Raw genomic sequence first — 15959 nt, 5'->3', positions numbered from 1 at the left:
ATCAATTTATCTTGGCTTTTCTTGCTGATTCAAGCCAATCAAATATAACTTTACGGGTACTTTCGGTTGCTAGTTTATTTCGAGCGCCAGCAATTTGATCGATTTCAAAGGGAAATGATTTGCCGGGAAGAATACTAACCCCAATGGTCATTCGCTCAGGTTGAAAAAGTCTAAATACAGCATACCGACCTTGAGCAATACGGTTATGATAAACAGCGATACAATGGCGCATCTCAGGGCCTTCCTTGCATAGGTCATCATAATCTTGGATCTGCTCTATCTTGTCTGTCTTACAAAGGTAGCGCATATAGGGTATATTGGCGTCAATGGGCCTCATAGACTGTGTTCGAGCTAAGTTATGTCTTTGCACCCAATCATCATGCAACGCAACCAAAGCCTCATTGTTTTCAAGGCGAACAATGTTTTGCATTGGCTCTTGTACTCCCAACGCTTGACCAAGTCGCAATGAATCTTCGATGCATAACGTTAGTTTTAGTCGCGTTGTGTAGCCGGTGTTCTCCAATGATTGACCTAGACGTGTACCTGTCAGAAATGGATGTGTATTGTCTAATGATAAGCTAGAGAAGTTGATTTTTTTGTAATGACTGAACCTCTTATAATGGCAAGTTCTGGCATCAAGGAGCTTCATCACGTGGAAGATTTCCCCCGCACGTTCATACGTCAAATCTAACTTATCGATAAATCTTAACGCAGACTTGGTGCCTGCAAGTCCAAGTTGCTCTAGGATCTTTCTTTGTCCCTGATTTGCTAGTCCTAGAGCCTGTTCATTATCAACAGGGTAATGCTCACAGAGCATCGCTAGAATAATCGGTCGGACATTTAGTATCTCTCTAGCGTTGACACTATTAGCTGCAAGCCAGAGCATTTGGTACTGGTGATCTGGAAAAATTTCACTCTGAGCTAACAACGGTTTAGGAATGGCAGATAACCACCCATCTCTGGTCGCCTCATTACAGATAAAATCTAGGCCAATACCAATACCTCCCTCAATCATATCTTGTCTACCATCTGGATAGTTGCGATAAGCCGTTAAGCGATCGCTCCAATGACAAATAACGATATCAAAGTTATATCCTATTGAACTAGTAGGTATAGTTGCTAAAGAAGTTTTCATATTATTCAAACACCAAACTGTTAAACGATAGCGGGTTAATTTTTTTCACCTTAAGCGGCCTCTAAACGAGAAATAATGGCTTCTAAAGGCAAGTCTTTATCACGGATTAACTCAACGACAGCTTCGATATCTTGTTCGCGGTTCAAAGCTAACGCATGATTTAAATCATCAATGAGTGTCAGCGCCTGTACTTTGGTTAAGCGTCTTAACATGCACACGCGATTATCCGTAGACATCTCCATAAGCTCTGAAGCTGAATCTCTAGGTTGTTTGACGGTGCGGGAATTCGTGCGCACTTTAGAGGTAACCAAGCTCTCAGTATTCGGAACATCTCTTGAAGGCGAATCTATGTTCACCACAGTAGTAGCTCGAAACTCTCGAACATCAGACTCATTCATCACAGTTTCTGCAGGTAAAGGGGCAAGATTCTTCTGATGATATTTATTTTTATTTACCAGGAGTTCTGAGTAGTAAGCCATTGTTGGTAGCATGAAATTTAAATGCTTTAGAATTGCTTGCTCAAGCTCTTTCATTTCATTTCGTTTGATATAGACGCCATCTTTTCGCGCTTGCAATGCGAATGAGATGGAATGCTTTACCGCGTCTAAGCGATTCGGGGTGATATCGTCTAGCTCTTGAGTCTCTAAAACACGAGACTCTTCTTGAGATTTCAACACCGGTAGGCGTGTGCGCAAAGATTTAATACAACCCTGAATTAGCTTATCGTTAGAGGCTTTTACGGGATTAGGTAATTCAGGGGTAGGTTTCGAATCATCCACTTCAGCTTTACTCGCTCTAATTTCACGCTTTACTTCAGCCATAAAGTTATTGATTGATTTACAATCTGATGGCGTAGACCCAGTAAAAATGGGCTTTGGTACACCATCTATAAGTACTTTTAGGTGATTTGTCTGAGTTCTTTCGTAAGAGAAAGGCGTAGCTGTACCAAGTTGGTCATTTAAAAATTTGATTACACGCTTTTGGTATTTGCTGTAGCTAGATTGTTTACACATGACAGGCCTCTCAAACTAAGTCGTTTCGTTGAGAAGCATAATATTTGAAAGGGGTTTCGAAATGAGGTTTATAAGCTTGTGAAAAACGTATCTACCAAGATGAGGTTCAATGAATGTAGCTAAAGCGAAGCCTTAGTTAGCTTTGATTATCGTGGTATTCAATGTCCACTTTCATAACTAAACCTTTTACCATCGCATCCCATAACGCAGGAGCATACGTTTTAAGAATAACTACACCTGAGTTTCGCTCATTACTGGAATCATAGGCTCTATCAATTTCCAACCATTCTTCGATAGAATATACGTCTGCACCTTGATAAAGCCAATCTCCAACGTTGCTTCGGATAGAGTCTTCAGTTCCGGTTTTTATATAGATATGTCGACCTTCTCCTGTCGCTATATAATCGATCACTCCAACTTTAAGCATATTAACCCCTTTTAAATCTCATTTATTTTTAGTGACAACCGCAACGAACATTCGTGCAGAAGTAACAATAATATTTTAGCCCCTAGATTCGAGCGAACATCGACTTTCTAGGAGCTATGAGCAATAAAGCTAAGCATTCAATTTACATATCGTTTTATTGACTTATCAATTGATGCTTCAATAACTTCAAGTACCCAATCAGAATCCCGCTTTATAGGCTCATTCAAGCAGTGATGAAGCACCGTTACTACAACTTCCGCCACCTCACTCACAAACTTATGCTCTCTTACATAATGCATTGGGTGTAATGACGTTCTTTCTCTTACCAAACAATAGACTTCTTGATAGCTTTCATCAATATCCTGATGTGACATGGCTTTGAAATGTTGCCCTTGAATCACATCGAAGCACAAACTAGTGCAATGGATTGTCAAAGGAGAATACTTCATTTATCACCTCCTAACCCACCACTATTAGCTTTTTTCAATAGACGTTCAAATGCACTTCCATCATTCCGCGTTAAATTAGGTACGAAACGGCTGTATGTCTGAAAAAGCATCTTGGTCGTCGTATGCCCCATTTGCCTAGCTATCCACTCAGGGGCTTCACCAGCGGCAAGCATCAGAGTGGCATAAGTATGGCGCGTTTCGTATGGGCGACGATACTTCAACCCCATCTCTTTTAACGCAGGCTTCCAAATTCGGTCACGGACATTCCCTTTGTCCAAAGGGTTCCCTGAAGCATTTGTAAAGACGAACTCTCCTTCCCCTGTTAACTTGAATTGCTTTTCCAAAGCCTCATAAACATGAGAGTTCATTTGAATATCTCTAGCAGAACCTGTCGTCTTAACTGTATCCATTCTCCCATGTACATAAGTTTCACGAACAGAAATTGTCTTCAAATTGAAATCCACGTATTGCCACTTCAAACCATCAATCTCTGAAGTCCGCATACCAGTAAAGAAGCGTGTGGTGAAATACGTCTTGTAATCATCCCTAATTTTGTCGAGAAAATGCATTACTTCCTCAATACTAAACGGCTGAACGTCTCTTCTATCAATTCTCAACGCTTTAATGTTTTCAAACGGAGTTCTAAATTCATAACGATCTGCAGCTTCTGACAGCATCATCCTTAATGGCGTCATCACGTGATTAATAAACTCTGCTGATAGTTTTTTACCCGATTTTGGTTTAGCTAATTCGGCTCTGAACTTCAAAATATCTGGCCTAGAGATCTGATCAATAGAAGTACTTCCAAAGTGTGGAACAAGGTATCTGTAAAGGTATAAACGAATACTCTCCTTATAGCTTTCTTTCCATCGACTCTCGTTTTCTTCATACCACTCAGCGGCAAAGTCTTCTAATGAAATAAGAGAAGTACCTTGTGCTTCGTGTATTGCACTTTTATAACTCCCCAACATTTCTTGCTTTACCTTTTCGGCCTTACAGTCCTCCTCAAGAAATAGAGCAGCTCTACTTGAGCTTGGAAAGTAATCTCTATAGACGAAAGACCCCAGTCTTATGTCTGCGTCTATCTGATTAAGCAGCTTTTGCAACTTCCTGGTATTTTGAATGGTATTAGGTAAGGCAGTCTGTTCTCTGCATCGGATATCGTTGTACCTAAAATCCAGAAATAGTTTTCCATTTCGTTCTCGTACTTTACCCATAACAGATACGCCCTCCTGCCATTGGAATTATATTTTGATTTCGAGATGCAGATTGATACAAATCCCGCTCAATAGCTTCCCAAATGTAGAGAATTTTGCGACCATTGAAAGGTCGGATGTAATGCGTACCTTCGATGAAAAGAGAGTCTCGCAATGTCGCGTTAATATAGTTGGCGCTAAATTTGATACGACTTGCGAGCTCTTTTGCAGTCAATAATGTTTGGTCCATAATGACCTCCTTATTTGCTAGCCAAGAATAACTTTCGTCCTGACAAGACAAACTATAGAACCATTAATTCGTCCCATCAAGACGATTTATATACCAAATAATTATATAGATATGATTAAATATAAGATCAAAGAATTAGTAGAATTTAAATCGTTACGCGAAAAACGTAAGATTACTTTATCTGAAGTTGCCGAAGCCGTTGGAGTTCAAAGCTCCGCGATGTCAAAGCTTGCTAATAACAAAGGTTATACAACCACAACGACCACTTTGAATGAATTGTGTAAATTCTTCGAATGCAAGATCGAAGAGCTTATAGAGTACATACCAGAATAAGAGCCAAGTCAGATACGTATCTAGATCATAGCGATCTCTCAACTATCCCACTTCAATTTCCCCTTCCAGATGATCTATTGTTTGGAATAAGGACTTTATCTTAGGTTAAGAAGCCCTCTCCTAATAGTACAGTTACTGCTAGTTTATTGAATACAGCAAATCGCTAGCTTAGTTTTGTCGGGTGGACGACACCTGTTACCAAGTGCCGTCTCCCTAAGAACCCAGCGTGCAACTTTCACTGCACTAGGCTCAAGCCTCCACGAAGGCATCGTTTGATACCCAGCAACTTATAAAGCAGTCGGAGCAGGTTCGTTCCAAGAGTTACGAGCTAGCCTTTTGGACTTCCTTTTAACCAAGTACTCTTGGTATCGAGGGTCAAATGGAGTCGCTGCACTTCGGATTTTCACATGCCTTTCTATTGGCACTTTGGCTATTTGGAAGAGATTGAACTGGCAATCCATATCCATGATCTTCTGCCAACCGTGAAACTGCCACTGGCCTTTTCGGTTGATGAAGTATTTTAGGGCGATCCAAGTTTTAGACTTTGTTGGATGGCGTCTTTTTGCCCAGTGCCACAATGTATGGAATAGCTTGTGGCCTACATATCCGAATACTTGTTTGGCAACGCAGTGTCGGTAGTAGTTCGACCACCCCCTAAGTTTCGGATTTATCAGTTTGATAAGATCATTCACTGGTAGGGTTACGTGCTTTTTTGACGAGTTCACGCAGATTACTCAAGAACATCAACGTGTTCGATTTACTCGGTTTAATGAGCAATTTCTCTTTGTACTTCCTATGGTTAAAACCTAGGAAATCAAAGCCATCATTAATGTGAGTGATATGCGTTTTCTCTTCGGAAAGTGTTAGGCCTCTTTCTGCTAAGAAATCAGCGATCAACGGTTTGATATCGTTCTCTAATACTTCCTTTGAAGCACAAGTGACGACGAAATCGTCGGCGTATCCAATAAAGTTGGCTCTTGCCCCCTTTTTGAGAGCGGTAGACTTAATCTGCTGTTCGAGACCAGAGAGCGTCATTAACATCAAGGTTGGGGATATAATCCCGCCTTGAGGCGTGCCTTCATCGGTGTCTTGAAATAGCCCTTTGTCTACAAAGCCAGACTTTAACCATTGTCCCAACATACGTTTATCAACAGCAATATTGTCCATCAGCCATTGATGCCCTATTTTGTCGAAACAGGCTTTGATGTCCCCTTCGAGAACCCATTGTGCTGACCGTTTCTGACTTAAGCAGATAAAACACTGTCCGATTGCGTCAGCAGTGCTGCGCCTTGGTCTAAAACCGTAGCTGTTAGGATCGGCAATACTCTCAGACACAGGCTCTAATGCTAATAGATAAAGTGCCTGTTGCGCTCGGTCTATCATGCATGGGATGCCCAATGGTCGAAGTTTGCCATTCTTTTTGGGGATATAGATACGCTTGAGTGGTTTAGCTTGATAGGCCTTTCGACTCAATTGATGCACGGCTTTCATGCGACGAGTGTCTGTGTTCCAAATGACACCGTCTATTCCAGACGTTTTACTGCCTTTGTTTTGCGATACTCGTTTAACAGCAAGAAGCTTTACTGAACGAGAGTGAGTCAGTATCCATTGCAATGCTTTCGCTTTGCCACGTTTACCTTCTCTCGTTGCCTTTGCGATACGCATCTGAAGCTTTAATACATGCGCCTCAACAGATTTCCAGTCAATTGACTGCCATTGAGCGCTGTCAGGAGCGGCACTAATCTCTTTTGAGATCATCATTTGCATTTCTCCTTGAATAAAGTTCTTCAAATTCTCTCGCAACGGGAGACCAGTCGGAAGTGGGCTCACTTTCGTGACCAGACACAAGTCTGTATCTGCATCGTTACAATGCAGCATTCGCTTTTTCCAACCTCCTATACCTGCATCACTATCGGCCACGAAGGCTTTCCCGGAGGGAGTGATACAGGCTTACCGTGTTCCGTATGTTGCGCAGTGTCAGTGTAGATGCCCGCTATAGTGCGGAGAGTTCGACGATCACGAAAGAGCATGGGGCAATCCCTTTCCGACTCTCGTGCCTTTTGGCCACAGCGCATTAACCACTTCCGCTGTTTCATAACATAACGCACCTTATGCGGATTCACTTATGTTCATCATGCTGACTACGTAGCACTCACCCGATTGTGGTTATCAGTAGGATCGTCCTCTCACGATTTTGATCCCGATTGGTCTATGACCAACCTTCGTTACATTGTCAGGCTCGCTACTTTATTCAGAGCCTTAGGTTCATCTGGTGATACAGATGGTTCACACATTAAACGGTGAACAGCGCTTCATACGACTTCACGTCGCACGCCCCAAAGTGAGTTAGAACAAATAATCCGAATTAATTATTAATAATTAATTCGGATTAACTTAATCTATGTGATTTATACAAAAGGTAGTCTAAATGACTGCCCTTGTCGGGTGGGCATTTGGGTGATAATAGCGTTTTCACCAAACTAGGCTGTTTAACTTAGCCTGATTTTGTAAAGGCTATATGCCCGTTTAATTTACGTTAAAATTTCAGTGCCACCCATATCGATACACAGTTTAATATCACTTATCTTCATGACCACTTTATTTAAAGTGCTACTACGCGTCAGCCCCATACCCTCAGCCTTGAATAAGGTTTAACCGTATTAATTCTCCACCATCAGACGAGCTAACTTAGCAAAAATCGAACTCTTGCTGCTGTCACTACTTTTCAGCATATCAAGAGTGAAAGAGTTGAGGTAGACACCGGTTAGTGGGTTGGTGAACACATCCAAAGGTTCGCCCTTAGCATCCCAAATTAGTAGGTTCTCTACCAGGTTGGGCCGCGCCATTGACGGGTTTGCTGGTTGAGAGTCGCTTACCAAGACATAGAGTCCGTAGTCATGCGGCTGCAGGTACGTATGGTGATGCTTCATCTTCTGCGACTTAGTCAGCGGATCGTGAATCGAGCGACCAGGCGACATCAGATAGGGCAGCACGTTCAACTCCACCTTGGCCGAACGTGTGATAGCGTAATCGCTGAACTTACCCCCATCGCGTTCGGTCTGCTTCTTTTCCTGCTCCTGAAAGGAGTACAAGTCCACCACGTCTAGGTGGCTTGGGCCGATCAGGCGCGGCACCCGCGCACTGTTGTAGGTGGTGAGCAGCACATCCGCAGCGTGGTCATAAAGGTAGAAACTATTGTTGAATAGTTTCTTCAACCTCGCCAGTGCCGGATGCTCGACAGCCAGCCACTCCAGATCACCCTCTGTGACCCCAGTATTTGCCACTCTCAGCTGGTTACCGTCTGACATCAACTCGACGTGCCCAAGCAACGTGGTGCCGTTATCCGTCGAGCGCACTGCAAACGCTGTATAGCGCCCTGTCGCGATGTTCGGCAACTGGATATGGCACTGTGTGAGCAGGCTCTCTTTGAACCACAGTTCAGTCTTAGTCCGACAGATCTTGCTATTTACCAAGTTAACCGCAGACTTCAGGCGGCTTCTGGGCTTTGCCAGATCGGCACTGTATTGCTCTGGGTTGGCTTTGGACAGCTCATCGATATAGTTGATAGCTTCAAGCAGCTTGCTATCTATGTTCATGCCTTGCAGGGCCACGTGTAGTGGTTCTTGTTGCAACCACCCATGCAGACGATCTAGTTTGAGCTGGGTGTAAGTGTCCCAACGTAAACCAGATTGCTTCCGGTCTGTGTCATACGCTGCAAAGAAGTTGCCATGTTCAGCAGTACCATCACAGAGCTGGCGAATACTGTTACTAGCATCATCTTCCACCGGGTTAAGCACCATTACCGAGGTATTTGACGGCAATTCGGAGAATCGGGTTTTCTTCGCCTGCTCCAACGAGTCTACGGGCCACAGCTGGTACCCAGGCAGCTGCGTGGCCAGAGCGTTGAAGAAGTAGGCCTCTTGCGTGGCGCTGAAATCTACGCCGTTGTTCACTACCAGTAGAGTATTGGCCAGTTGCTGATCTAGGTCGGTTACAAATTGATTGACCTCGTAGGTAGCCTGGAATGGTATTGGCGCGTGGGGGATCTCTAGTTCGATGAGACGTTCGACCACAGCATTCATCACTACATTGTAGGTGTAGGCCTGACAATCACCATAGCCGCTGCGCTCGCGGAAAAACTCCAGCTTAGTGTCACGGGCATCGAGCTTGCGTCGGGCTTTTACCAGACCACTATCGGTGTTGAACCATACCTTGTCATCATTCAGAACCAAGTGCAGCTCTTCAGCGGGCTCGACCAGGAATTTGCGCTTGTACAAGGTGAACGCGAGCTCACGCTCCTCTGAGGCAAACACATCAAGTTCGAAAGCCTCCATCACCCCAGTACCATTTTTCTTGGTGACCGGTTGGCTCAGGCGAGCGTTAAGGTACATCACCGCGTTGAAGTAGACGGGACACACTGCGAAACGGTCAGCTGCTTGTTCCAGAAGTATCATCTTCAAGTGCAGACCGAACAATCCCTGGATCAAGCGTGCCAGGCTCTGCTCGTTGGCAGTCAGTTGCTGACATACTTGTTCAATACGCGTCGATAGCGACTGGTGAGCCGGCGTGTGTCGAGCCGCGGAAGGTGCCAGGTAAAAATAGACGTGCTGGCCGCTGGGGAGGCGGTGCAACTCATACTTCACGTCGTCTTTGGCATCTAGCCCCAGCGTCTGCCGAAGTTGCACCTTGACCTCACGATGAACGCGTGCGTGATAGTCTCGGCTCTTCTCTTTTCGCTCCTTGTTGAAACGCTGCAATCCAAAATCGATCACGTACAGATCAGAGACAGGCGCTAGCAAGCGGCGAATGGTGGCCAACGGCACCTCTTCAAGCTGGATCAGGTTAGTGCGAGCAATCGGGGTATCGGTCAGTTTTTGTAGATTGGGGAACATTATTATCCTCAAGGCGGCCCGCAGGCCGCCGGTTATTTGTAGGTTACCGTCCGAGCAGGGTGTCCAGCATCGGGTTGATGTGCATAGTAGTGTCCAGCTTGGACTTGTCCTGACGTCGTAGACGCTCGCGATCCAGCGGCTGATAATATTGGTGGTCGGCCTGAAGCAGATTTAGATAGTGGATGGTATGATCCACATTATCTTGCCACATCAGGTTGTTCGGGTTCTGGCTGTAGGCCGCGTTCAGGTAGACAAATTTGATGCGCTGGTAGCGACCGGCCAACGCCGCCCGCACTTGCTCTTGACCATCTAGGTCTGCAGCTTGGCTGGCGATGTCACGGATCTGACGGATCTTGTTATCGCTCTTCTCTAGGGTGTCTTCCGCCCGCGTCAAATCGTCCAGCTTGGTTGCCCAACGCTTGACGTCAACACAGACCAGATCATCACCTACCTCGATAAAGCGGTCGAAGAATTCGTACACCAACGGCTCTAGTCTCTCAAAGACTTGCATGTCGTCGAGCGGCAGCACCCCGTAATGAGCCAACACCCTGTCAAACAAGTATTCGCCAACATTGCCTTTGAGTAGTGGCACCAGCTTAGGGTGCGGTACCACCTTGGCAAACGCCGTTTTCTGGATGTCGGCACATTCTCGCATCAGCTCTCCCACCAGGTTTCCTGGGGTGAAGTCGACGTCCTTGCTGTACTGCGGGAAGATGGTCAGCTCAGGGCGGTACTCACGAGCTCCGCCGGCAAAGTCGGACAAGGCCGAGTAGTCAGGATGGGCCAGTCCATCAGGGCCGCGCTTATGACACAACAAGATAGGCTGATTGCCCTGGCGGCGCGAGATGAACAACTTGTCATGGATCGACTGCATTTGACGGTTGACGGCATACTGGGGATGGGCTTGCAACTTCTCCAGCCAGCGCTCAGGGTTGGCGAAAGAGTCACGATCACGGAACAGGTTGCACAGATCTAGGTATTCAAAGCCACCACCACGCACACGGTTCATCCAATCGCTCTTCAGGACACGTTTGTGGACAGCGTCGATCCGGCGGCCATCGTTCAATACTGACTGTTCAAACGTACGGCGCAACTCCGCGCTGTCGAAAGAATGATTTCGGCTAAGCTCTTCACAGAACTCCTTGAGACGGTAGTTGAGCAGGGACATGCTCTCCAGCACCACCTCGTTGCCAGCGTCCTCGCTTAATCCCGCAAACTGGAACGCCACGTTGTGCATAACGTCACTGGGAAGGAAGATCTTAGTGTTCAGCAAGGTATCACGGCGCTCGACCCGCCCCACCGCCTGGACAATCACCTTAAACAAGCTCATGCCATGCTCGGCCATCAGCAGGCGATAGTTGTCTCCTTGCGCAAAGTTGACACTAAAGTCGGCCATCTGGTGACCGGCGATGTCATCGGCCAGGTGCTTTAGCACGCTGACGTAGTTGGGCAGACTGTTGAGGTTGGCACCGTTGCCCATCACCTCGCTGTAGAACGATGAGTTGATCAGCACTAGGTGCTGGAAGTCGACGTCCAGGCGCGGCACATTTGCATCTTCGATGTCGCCATCATGGTACTTGACGAAGTAGTTGAGGCCGGTACCCGCGCTGTTGTAGGTGCTCATGAACACCAGCACGCTATTGTCGTCCCTGACATAGGTTTCCCGCTTGATATCCTCTACATTGGCCAGCGGCGAGTCAAAGAACACCAGATGGATCGTGTGACGTCCCTGAAACGGGGTAAAGGTCAGGATCTGGTCATGTTGCTTCTCATGCTTTTCGTCACACTTGGAACTCATGCCGTACTGCTTGCGCCATGCGGTCTGATGCTGGCGGTAGGCGCGAGCGAAAGCGTTTTTGAAACCGCCGGAGAGCGACAAGATTAGGCTGTTTTTGCCTTCGTAGGCGGCGAGAAGCAGCGCTTCCAGTTCACGGCAGTGCTGGCGCCGCTTGTAGGGGTTGCTCAGAGCGTACTCCAGTGGTTCACGCAGAGCGCTGAAGATGTCGTCGTACACCGCTCGGAAGGTCTCGCAGCACTGGTAAGTATCGGTCAGTACCGGTAGCTCAGCATCAAAGACCTTGAAGTGAGCATCGCGAATACGGGCTCGCAGTTCGCGAAGCTCCTTGAGCATGCTGATGTCTGCAGGTTCGCGCTCGACCACACGATAGCCCAGGTCGCGGGCGTAACGCTGCAGAAAGTGACGGCTGAAATTACCGTTTTTGGTGTGGCTAAAGCCACTGGTGGCACTCAGGCCGATCACCTTATTCTCAGTGCCAGTCAGTAGGCGTAGCAGCATCGCTTCAGGTAACTCTTTCACCAGATCCATCTCGAAGGCCAGGATCACAGTGCGCTCTGCCCCCTTGTTCACGTAGTTCAGCTCGGTCACCGGAGTCATGGTGAACACAGTCTTCGGCTGCAGATAGGTGTAGAAATGGTCAATCAGCAAGTTTTCATCGGTAGTGCGGTCAAAGATGTGGCGCACTTCACCGGCAACGTTGTTGGCGGCATCGACAAACTGGCCCAGAGGGGTGTTCTGGCTACTAGCGTTATCCTGGCCACCGTTCTTCACCCAGCGCTTGAAATGGCGGTTAGTGATCTGGGCGCAGGCAGCCAAGATAGCTGAGATCAGCTGGAACAGATCGTGCAGTGTGGGGTTAGCGTCGGTGGTGTCGCCCTCGACCTCGTAATACAGCTCCGTGCGGGTGACGTCGTCTTCGCTGTTGCGCATTCGGATGCGCTTTAGCCCCTCTTCGTTGACGTACATCTTGGCATTGAAGCTGAAGACATTGCGGGTGATTGAGATGATGCGCTCCGCAGCGTCACCATTAACTTCAAACGCACCCAGCTGGTCACGGAACATTTCCAGTACAGAGCCCAGAGTCGTTCCTGGTGACAGCTCGCACTTGTCGGCAAGCAGCTCGCGCAAGGCCGTGATGAACTTGACCTTCTCCTGCTCGAAGGTAGTTTGCTCTTCGTGAGGTTTTTCCCGGCGCTCTAAACTAAGAACCGCGTTGTAGATGCGCCCGGTGACCGAGAGCACATGCGCCAGGTTGTTTTCCTGTTTGACTAGTTTGACATGGCAGCTGTCTTCGAGGCGGGTATAGGCTTCGTGCAGTTCGTCTACCACCACGGTGAAGCGAATGTTGTTGCGGCGGAACGGGCAATCCGGGTTGCTCTTGAAGTGTTCGTTACGCAGATAGTCGACCTGCACCGCGTGACTTTCAGCAGCAACGGTGCTGATCTGTGGCTTTTCCGGCTTCACCTTGCCACCAATCAGCAGGTCGAAGCCCACCGACTCAAAGCGCATTCCTTCACCCCGCTGACGCGGCGCCAGACGGTAGGTCGATGTGTCGAACTTGTTGGTGGTCATTAGCAGTACAGAAGGGCGGAACTTACAGACCTCGAATGGCAATACTTGCTTGATCAGCTCGAAGTAGACTTCGTGCACGCTCATCTTCGGTGCATTCTTGCCCTCGGCCTCAACTTGTTCGGTTTTGTGCAGGCGTTCGCGGCGAGCTTGAATGCCGCGGCCAACATAGTCACGGATTGGATTTTCCGAGCTGCTGGCATCAAACAGCGCCTTGCAGGCGGACTCGATCGTGGAACGAAGGCTGTTGCGGTAGCTCTTGAGCTGATCTTCCGCCATCTCTTTGTCTTGGATCGCGTCTAACGTGCCGAAGGCAGAAAGTCGCTCGATCTGCTCTTCACAACGGTCGATTTGGATCATTAGGTAGTTGAGTGTGCGCATCGCGGACTTGATGTAAGAGCTATCCTTCGCTCCCTCGTACCACTGGTTATAGCGTTTGCGGTTTTTCTTGCCAGAGGCCCAGTCCACGAAGTCGAGGTCAGCGATGTCCTTGCGTGCCAGTACGCAGATGAACTCACCGCCGGCGGCCAGAATTTTGTTTTTTTGACTACGTTCGAGGTCGATTTGCGACTTCTGTGGCGACATGAACAGCAGATTGGCGAAGCCACCCTCTGGGAACAGGTAGTCAGAAGCCTGGGTTTCTGCGAAGCGTTCGATGTACTCAACGTAACCCTGGATCACGCCGTAGCTCTTACCAAATCCGGTGCCGTCAGAGCTGAAGAGCACCTCTGCGCCGTCACGCTCGTGCACATGGTATAGCTTTGAGGCTCGAGCGCGACATTTATTGATGTCGTCGACGAGCTTGGCGGCCGGAGTCTGTTTGGTGATCAGGTCGCTAAGGCCGAGGCTAGCTCGCGCAGCTTCAGCTCGATCACACTGGCGATAGCGATTAATGACCAGCTGGTTGTGCTCGATAAGCACTTTTTCCACCTGCATCGGCACCAAGAATAAGGTTGCAGAGATCTCTCCGATCGTATCGGAAAGCGGCTGATGCGGGTCGCTCACAGAAAAGTGGTGTAGTACCGCATTAACAGTCTGAGGGTTCAGCGCCCGCTTCAGCGTAGGCAGTGTGACGCTGTAGTCATACAGCGCCAGGTCGTCCGCGAGCAGGCAGCAAAAGCGTTGTTTGTTGGCGTCACCCGTTGGGCGGCTAGCCTTGGCCAGGATCTTGGCACCCTCAAGGCGAAATAACAGCGCTGCTGCATCGCGGTGTGGCGAATTGAAGTCGATATTCAACTGTTGGCTAAAGGCCATGCCTGCATCCAGTCGGGTGTGCTTGACCAACTCCGGAAAGCGTTGGCGAACAATGGTTAGGAGTTTTAAATCTTCTTCAATCGTCCACTTCATGGGTAAACCTGCTCAATTTTAGTACGGTACCAACATTTTATTCGAATCATTTGATACTGTAAACCATTGAAGATGAGTGTCATTTGGAATATGATGCAATTATTTCAAGAATTTATGGAGAACCAGATGTCGACTAGCATGGAAAGAAATCTGCGCTGTGTTGATTTCTACTTGGCGTTCTGCGGGCAGGTTAGCCGGAATGACCTGATGGAGTTTGCACAAATCAGTGTGGCTACCGCATCGCGCACTTTTGGCGAGTATGTCCGCCGCTGGCCTCACAATCTGACTTACAAGCACTCAGAAAAGCTCTATGTCGCCGAATCTGGCTATATTCCGGTGTTCTCGCATGATCCCCTGGCGGGCTTGGACTTAATCTCAACCGGTTTAATAACACGATACATATCGTCGCCGCTTGTTCCTGCCAACTTACCCGCAGGAATTGCACCTGCGTTGGATCCGGAACAAGTACGTACGCTGACATCGGCTGCATGCCGTAGCTCTGCGGTTACCGTTCAGTACTTATCGCTGAGCTCAGGTGCGTGTGAGCGCCTTTTAGCCCCAACCCACTTTTTCAACAGTTTGGGTAATTGGTACTGCCGAGCCTTTGACTTTTCAGCCGGTGAGTCAGGTGAGTTCCGTGTGTTTAGGCTCAGCAGGTTCAAACAGGTAGTTGACACTGTTCCGATCCCGTCGCCACTTCCTGTGGACAGTGAGTGGCTTACCGAAGTGGTTCTAACTTTGGTCCCTCACCCGAATCATCATCAGCCAGAGGCCATCCGGCTGGATCTCGGCTTGGAAAACAAACCAGTTTTGAATCTACGTATCAGCGCAGCTATGGCCGGGTATTGCCTGCAAGAATGGCGTGTCGATTGTTCGGCCGAAGCTGCACTACCTGCGGTGCAGTTTCCACTGCACCTAGCTAATCGCTATGAGCTGGCCAGTCTGACGTCCATGTGCTTAGCGCCAGGCTTTGACACTTCAGATAAAAATACGCATATCAGCCTGAAACCTGTCTAACACATAAGAGAGTTTCGATTTTTGTAGACGTTAATAAACATTATCTAGGTCTAAGTATGGCTAACAGTGAGCCGAAAAGTACTGGAGCTATCTAAACATAATGTTGCTAACCACTCGTCACATTAGTTACTTGATTATTTCGTTTGCTGCTGGAAAAAGTGTAGTGGATAAGGGGGTATCTCCAACTACATGTAGGCGGAGCGAATGATGCAATACTAGAAGTAATCCGAAAAATCAGAGTACTCTCTAGTTCGTAACTCACTTTTGCCCAAGATTATGCTGAGATTTAAGTTCTTAGTGGTGAGAGCGTAGCGGCAGCCTAAACTAGCCGTGTTAGTTGAACCTGGGCACAGCATGGGCACGAAAGGAACTAATTGTGCCTAACCAGACAAGAGTCAGCTGAGACAAAACTATTGAGGCTGATACGAAATGAATAACTATGTAAATATTACAGACACAAAAAAGCCCACACTAGGTGGGCTTTTTGCTGGTTCATAAAGAACGAATTTGGTGCCCGCTACTGGACTCGAACC

10 protein-coding genes and 1 pseudogene are annotated in these 15959 nt (G+C 47.6%); 2 read left to right on the top strand and 9 right to left on the bottom strand.

From position 1 onward, the window contains the following. Position 1 precedes the first annotated feature (1 nt). The 6 genes from AB4517_RS17210 to AB4517_RS17185 form a co-directional block, all read right to left on the bottom strand. Positions 2-1135 carry a PcfJ domain-containing protein gene (locus tag AB4517_RS17210; RefSeq protein WP_372148904.1) on the bottom strand — a complete coding sequence of 378 codons (1134 nt, stop codon included), beginning with the start codon at positions 1133-1135 and terminating at the stop codon, positions 2-4. A gap of 50 nt (positions 1136-1185) precedes the next feature. Beyond that, positions 1186-2148: a hypothetical protein gene (locus AB4517_RS17205; protein ID WP_372148901.1), complete on the bottom strand. Its 963-nt coding sequence runs from the start codon at positions 2146-2148 to the stop codon at positions 1186-1188. Positions 2149-2284: 136 nt separating this feature from the next. Beyond that, positions 2285-2575: a hypothetical protein gene (locus AB4517_RS17200; protein WP_060981879.1), complete on the bottom strand. Its 291-nt coding sequence runs from the start codon at positions 2573-2575 to the stop codon at positions 2285-2287. A gap of 137 nt (positions 2576-2712) precedes the next feature. Further along, positions 2713-3024 (bottom strand): hypothetical protein, encoded by a 312-nt coding sequence (locus AB4517_RS17195; RefSeq protein WP_061018163.1) that lies wholly within the window; start codon positions 3022-3024, stop codon positions 2713-2715. Beyond that, entirely contained in the window at positions 3021-4241 is a 1221-nt protein-coding gene (locus AB4517_RS17190) for an Arm DNA-binding domain-containing protein (RefSeq protein WP_372148898.1), read from the bottom strand. Before AB4517_RS17190 ends, AB4517_RS17195 begins: the two co-directional genes overlap by 4 nt. Further along, positions 4234-4470 carry a hypothetical protein gene (locus AB4517_RS17185; protein WP_371724480.1) on the bottom strand — a complete coding sequence of 79 codons (237 nt, stop codon included), beginning with the start codon at positions 4468-4470 and terminating at the stop codon, positions 4234-4236. The genes AB4517_RS17190 and AB4517_RS17185 overlap by 8 nt, the downstream gene beginning before the upstream one ends. Positions 4471-4581: 111 nt before the next feature. Here AB4517_RS17185 and AB4517_RS17180 point away from each other — a divergent pair, with 111 nt between their 5' ends. Further along, entirely contained in the window at positions 4582-4803 is a 222-nt protein-coding gene (locus tag AB4517_RS17180; protein WP_372148895.1) for a helix-turn-helix domain-containing protein, read from the top strand. A gap of 287 nt (positions 4804-5090) precedes the next feature. On the opposite strand, the pseudogene ltrA reads toward AB4517_RS17180, so the two are convergent. The 3 genes and pseudogenes from ltrA to AB4517_RS17165 form a co-directional block, all read right to left on the bottom strand. Then, positions 5091-6564 (bottom strand): annotated as a pseudogene (ltrA, locus tag AB4517_RS17175) (group II intron reverse transcriptase/maturase). Between the two features lie 899 nt (positions 6565-7463). Further along, positions 7464-9695 carry a hypothetical protein gene (locus AB4517_RS17170; RefSeq protein ID WP_372148892.1) on the bottom strand — a complete coding sequence of 744 codons (2232 nt, stop codon included), beginning with the start codon at positions 9693-9695 and terminating at the stop codon, positions 7464-7466. Positions 9696-9738: 43 nt separating this feature from the next. Further along, positions 9739-14409, bottom strand: coding sequence for a hypothetical protein (locus AB4517_RS17165; RefSeq protein WP_372148889.1), 4671 nt, complete (start codon positions 14407-14409; stop codon positions 9739-9741). 90 nt (positions 14410-14499) lie between these two features. Between AB4517_RS17165 and AB4517_RS17160 the strand changes: the two genes are divergently transcribed. Then, positions 14500-15426, top strand: coding sequence for a WYL domain-containing protein (locus tag AB4517_RS17160; RefSeq protein ID WP_372148886.1), 927 nt, complete (start codon positions 14500-14502; stop codon positions 15424-15426). Positions 15427-15959 lie beyond the last annotated feature (533 nt).

This window comes from Vibrio sp. 10N.222.52.C3 (assembly GCF_041474195.1).
Lineage (GTDB): Bacteria > Pseudomonadota > Gammaproteobacteria > Enterobacterales > Vibrionaceae > Vibrio > Vibrio crassostreae_C.
The sequence above is the reverse complement of the archived record's forward strand: the minus strand, read 5'-3'. Positions and strand labels throughout refer to the sequence as shown.

Coding starts and splice junctions, on each gene's coding strand:
- AB4517_RS17170 (WP_372148892.1), bottom strand. CDS start 9,695: ATGTTCCCCAATCTACAAAAACTGACCGATACCCCGATTGCTCGCACT.
- AB4517_RS17200 (WP_060981879.1), bottom strand. CDS start 2,575: ATGCTTAAAGTTGGAGTGATCGATTATATAGCGACAGGAGAAGGTCGA.
- AB4517_RS17205 (WP_372148901.1), bottom strand. CDS start 2,148: ATGTGTAAACAATCTAGCTACAGCAAATACCAAAAGCGTGTAATCAAA.
- AB4517_RS17180 (WP_372148895.1), top strand. CDS start 4,582: ATGATTAAATATAAGATCAAAGAATTAGTAGAATTTAAATCGTTACGC.
- AB4517_RS17195 (WP_061018163.1), bottom strand. CDS start 3,024: ATGAAGTATTCTCCTTTGACAATCCATTGCACTAGTTTGTGCTTCGAT.
- AB4517_RS17160 (WP_372148886.1), top strand. CDS start 14,500: ATGATGCAATTATTTCAAGAATTTATGGAGAACCAGATGTCGACTAGC.
- AB4517_RS17210 (WP_372148904.1), bottom strand. CDS start 1,135: ATGAAAACTTCTTTAGCAACTATACCTACTAGTTCAATAGGATATAAC.
- AB4517_RS17165 (WP_372148889.1), bottom strand. CDS start 14,409: ATGAAGTGGACGATTGAAGAAGATTTAAAACTCCTAACCATTGTTCGC.
- AB4517_RS17185 (WP_371724480.1), bottom strand. CDS start 4,470: ATGGACCAAACATTATTGACTGCAAAAGAGCTCGCAAGTCGTATCAAA.
- AB4517_RS17190 (WP_372148898.1), bottom strand. CDS start 4,241: ATGGGTAAAGTACGAGAACGAAATGGAAAACTATTTCTGGATTTTAGG.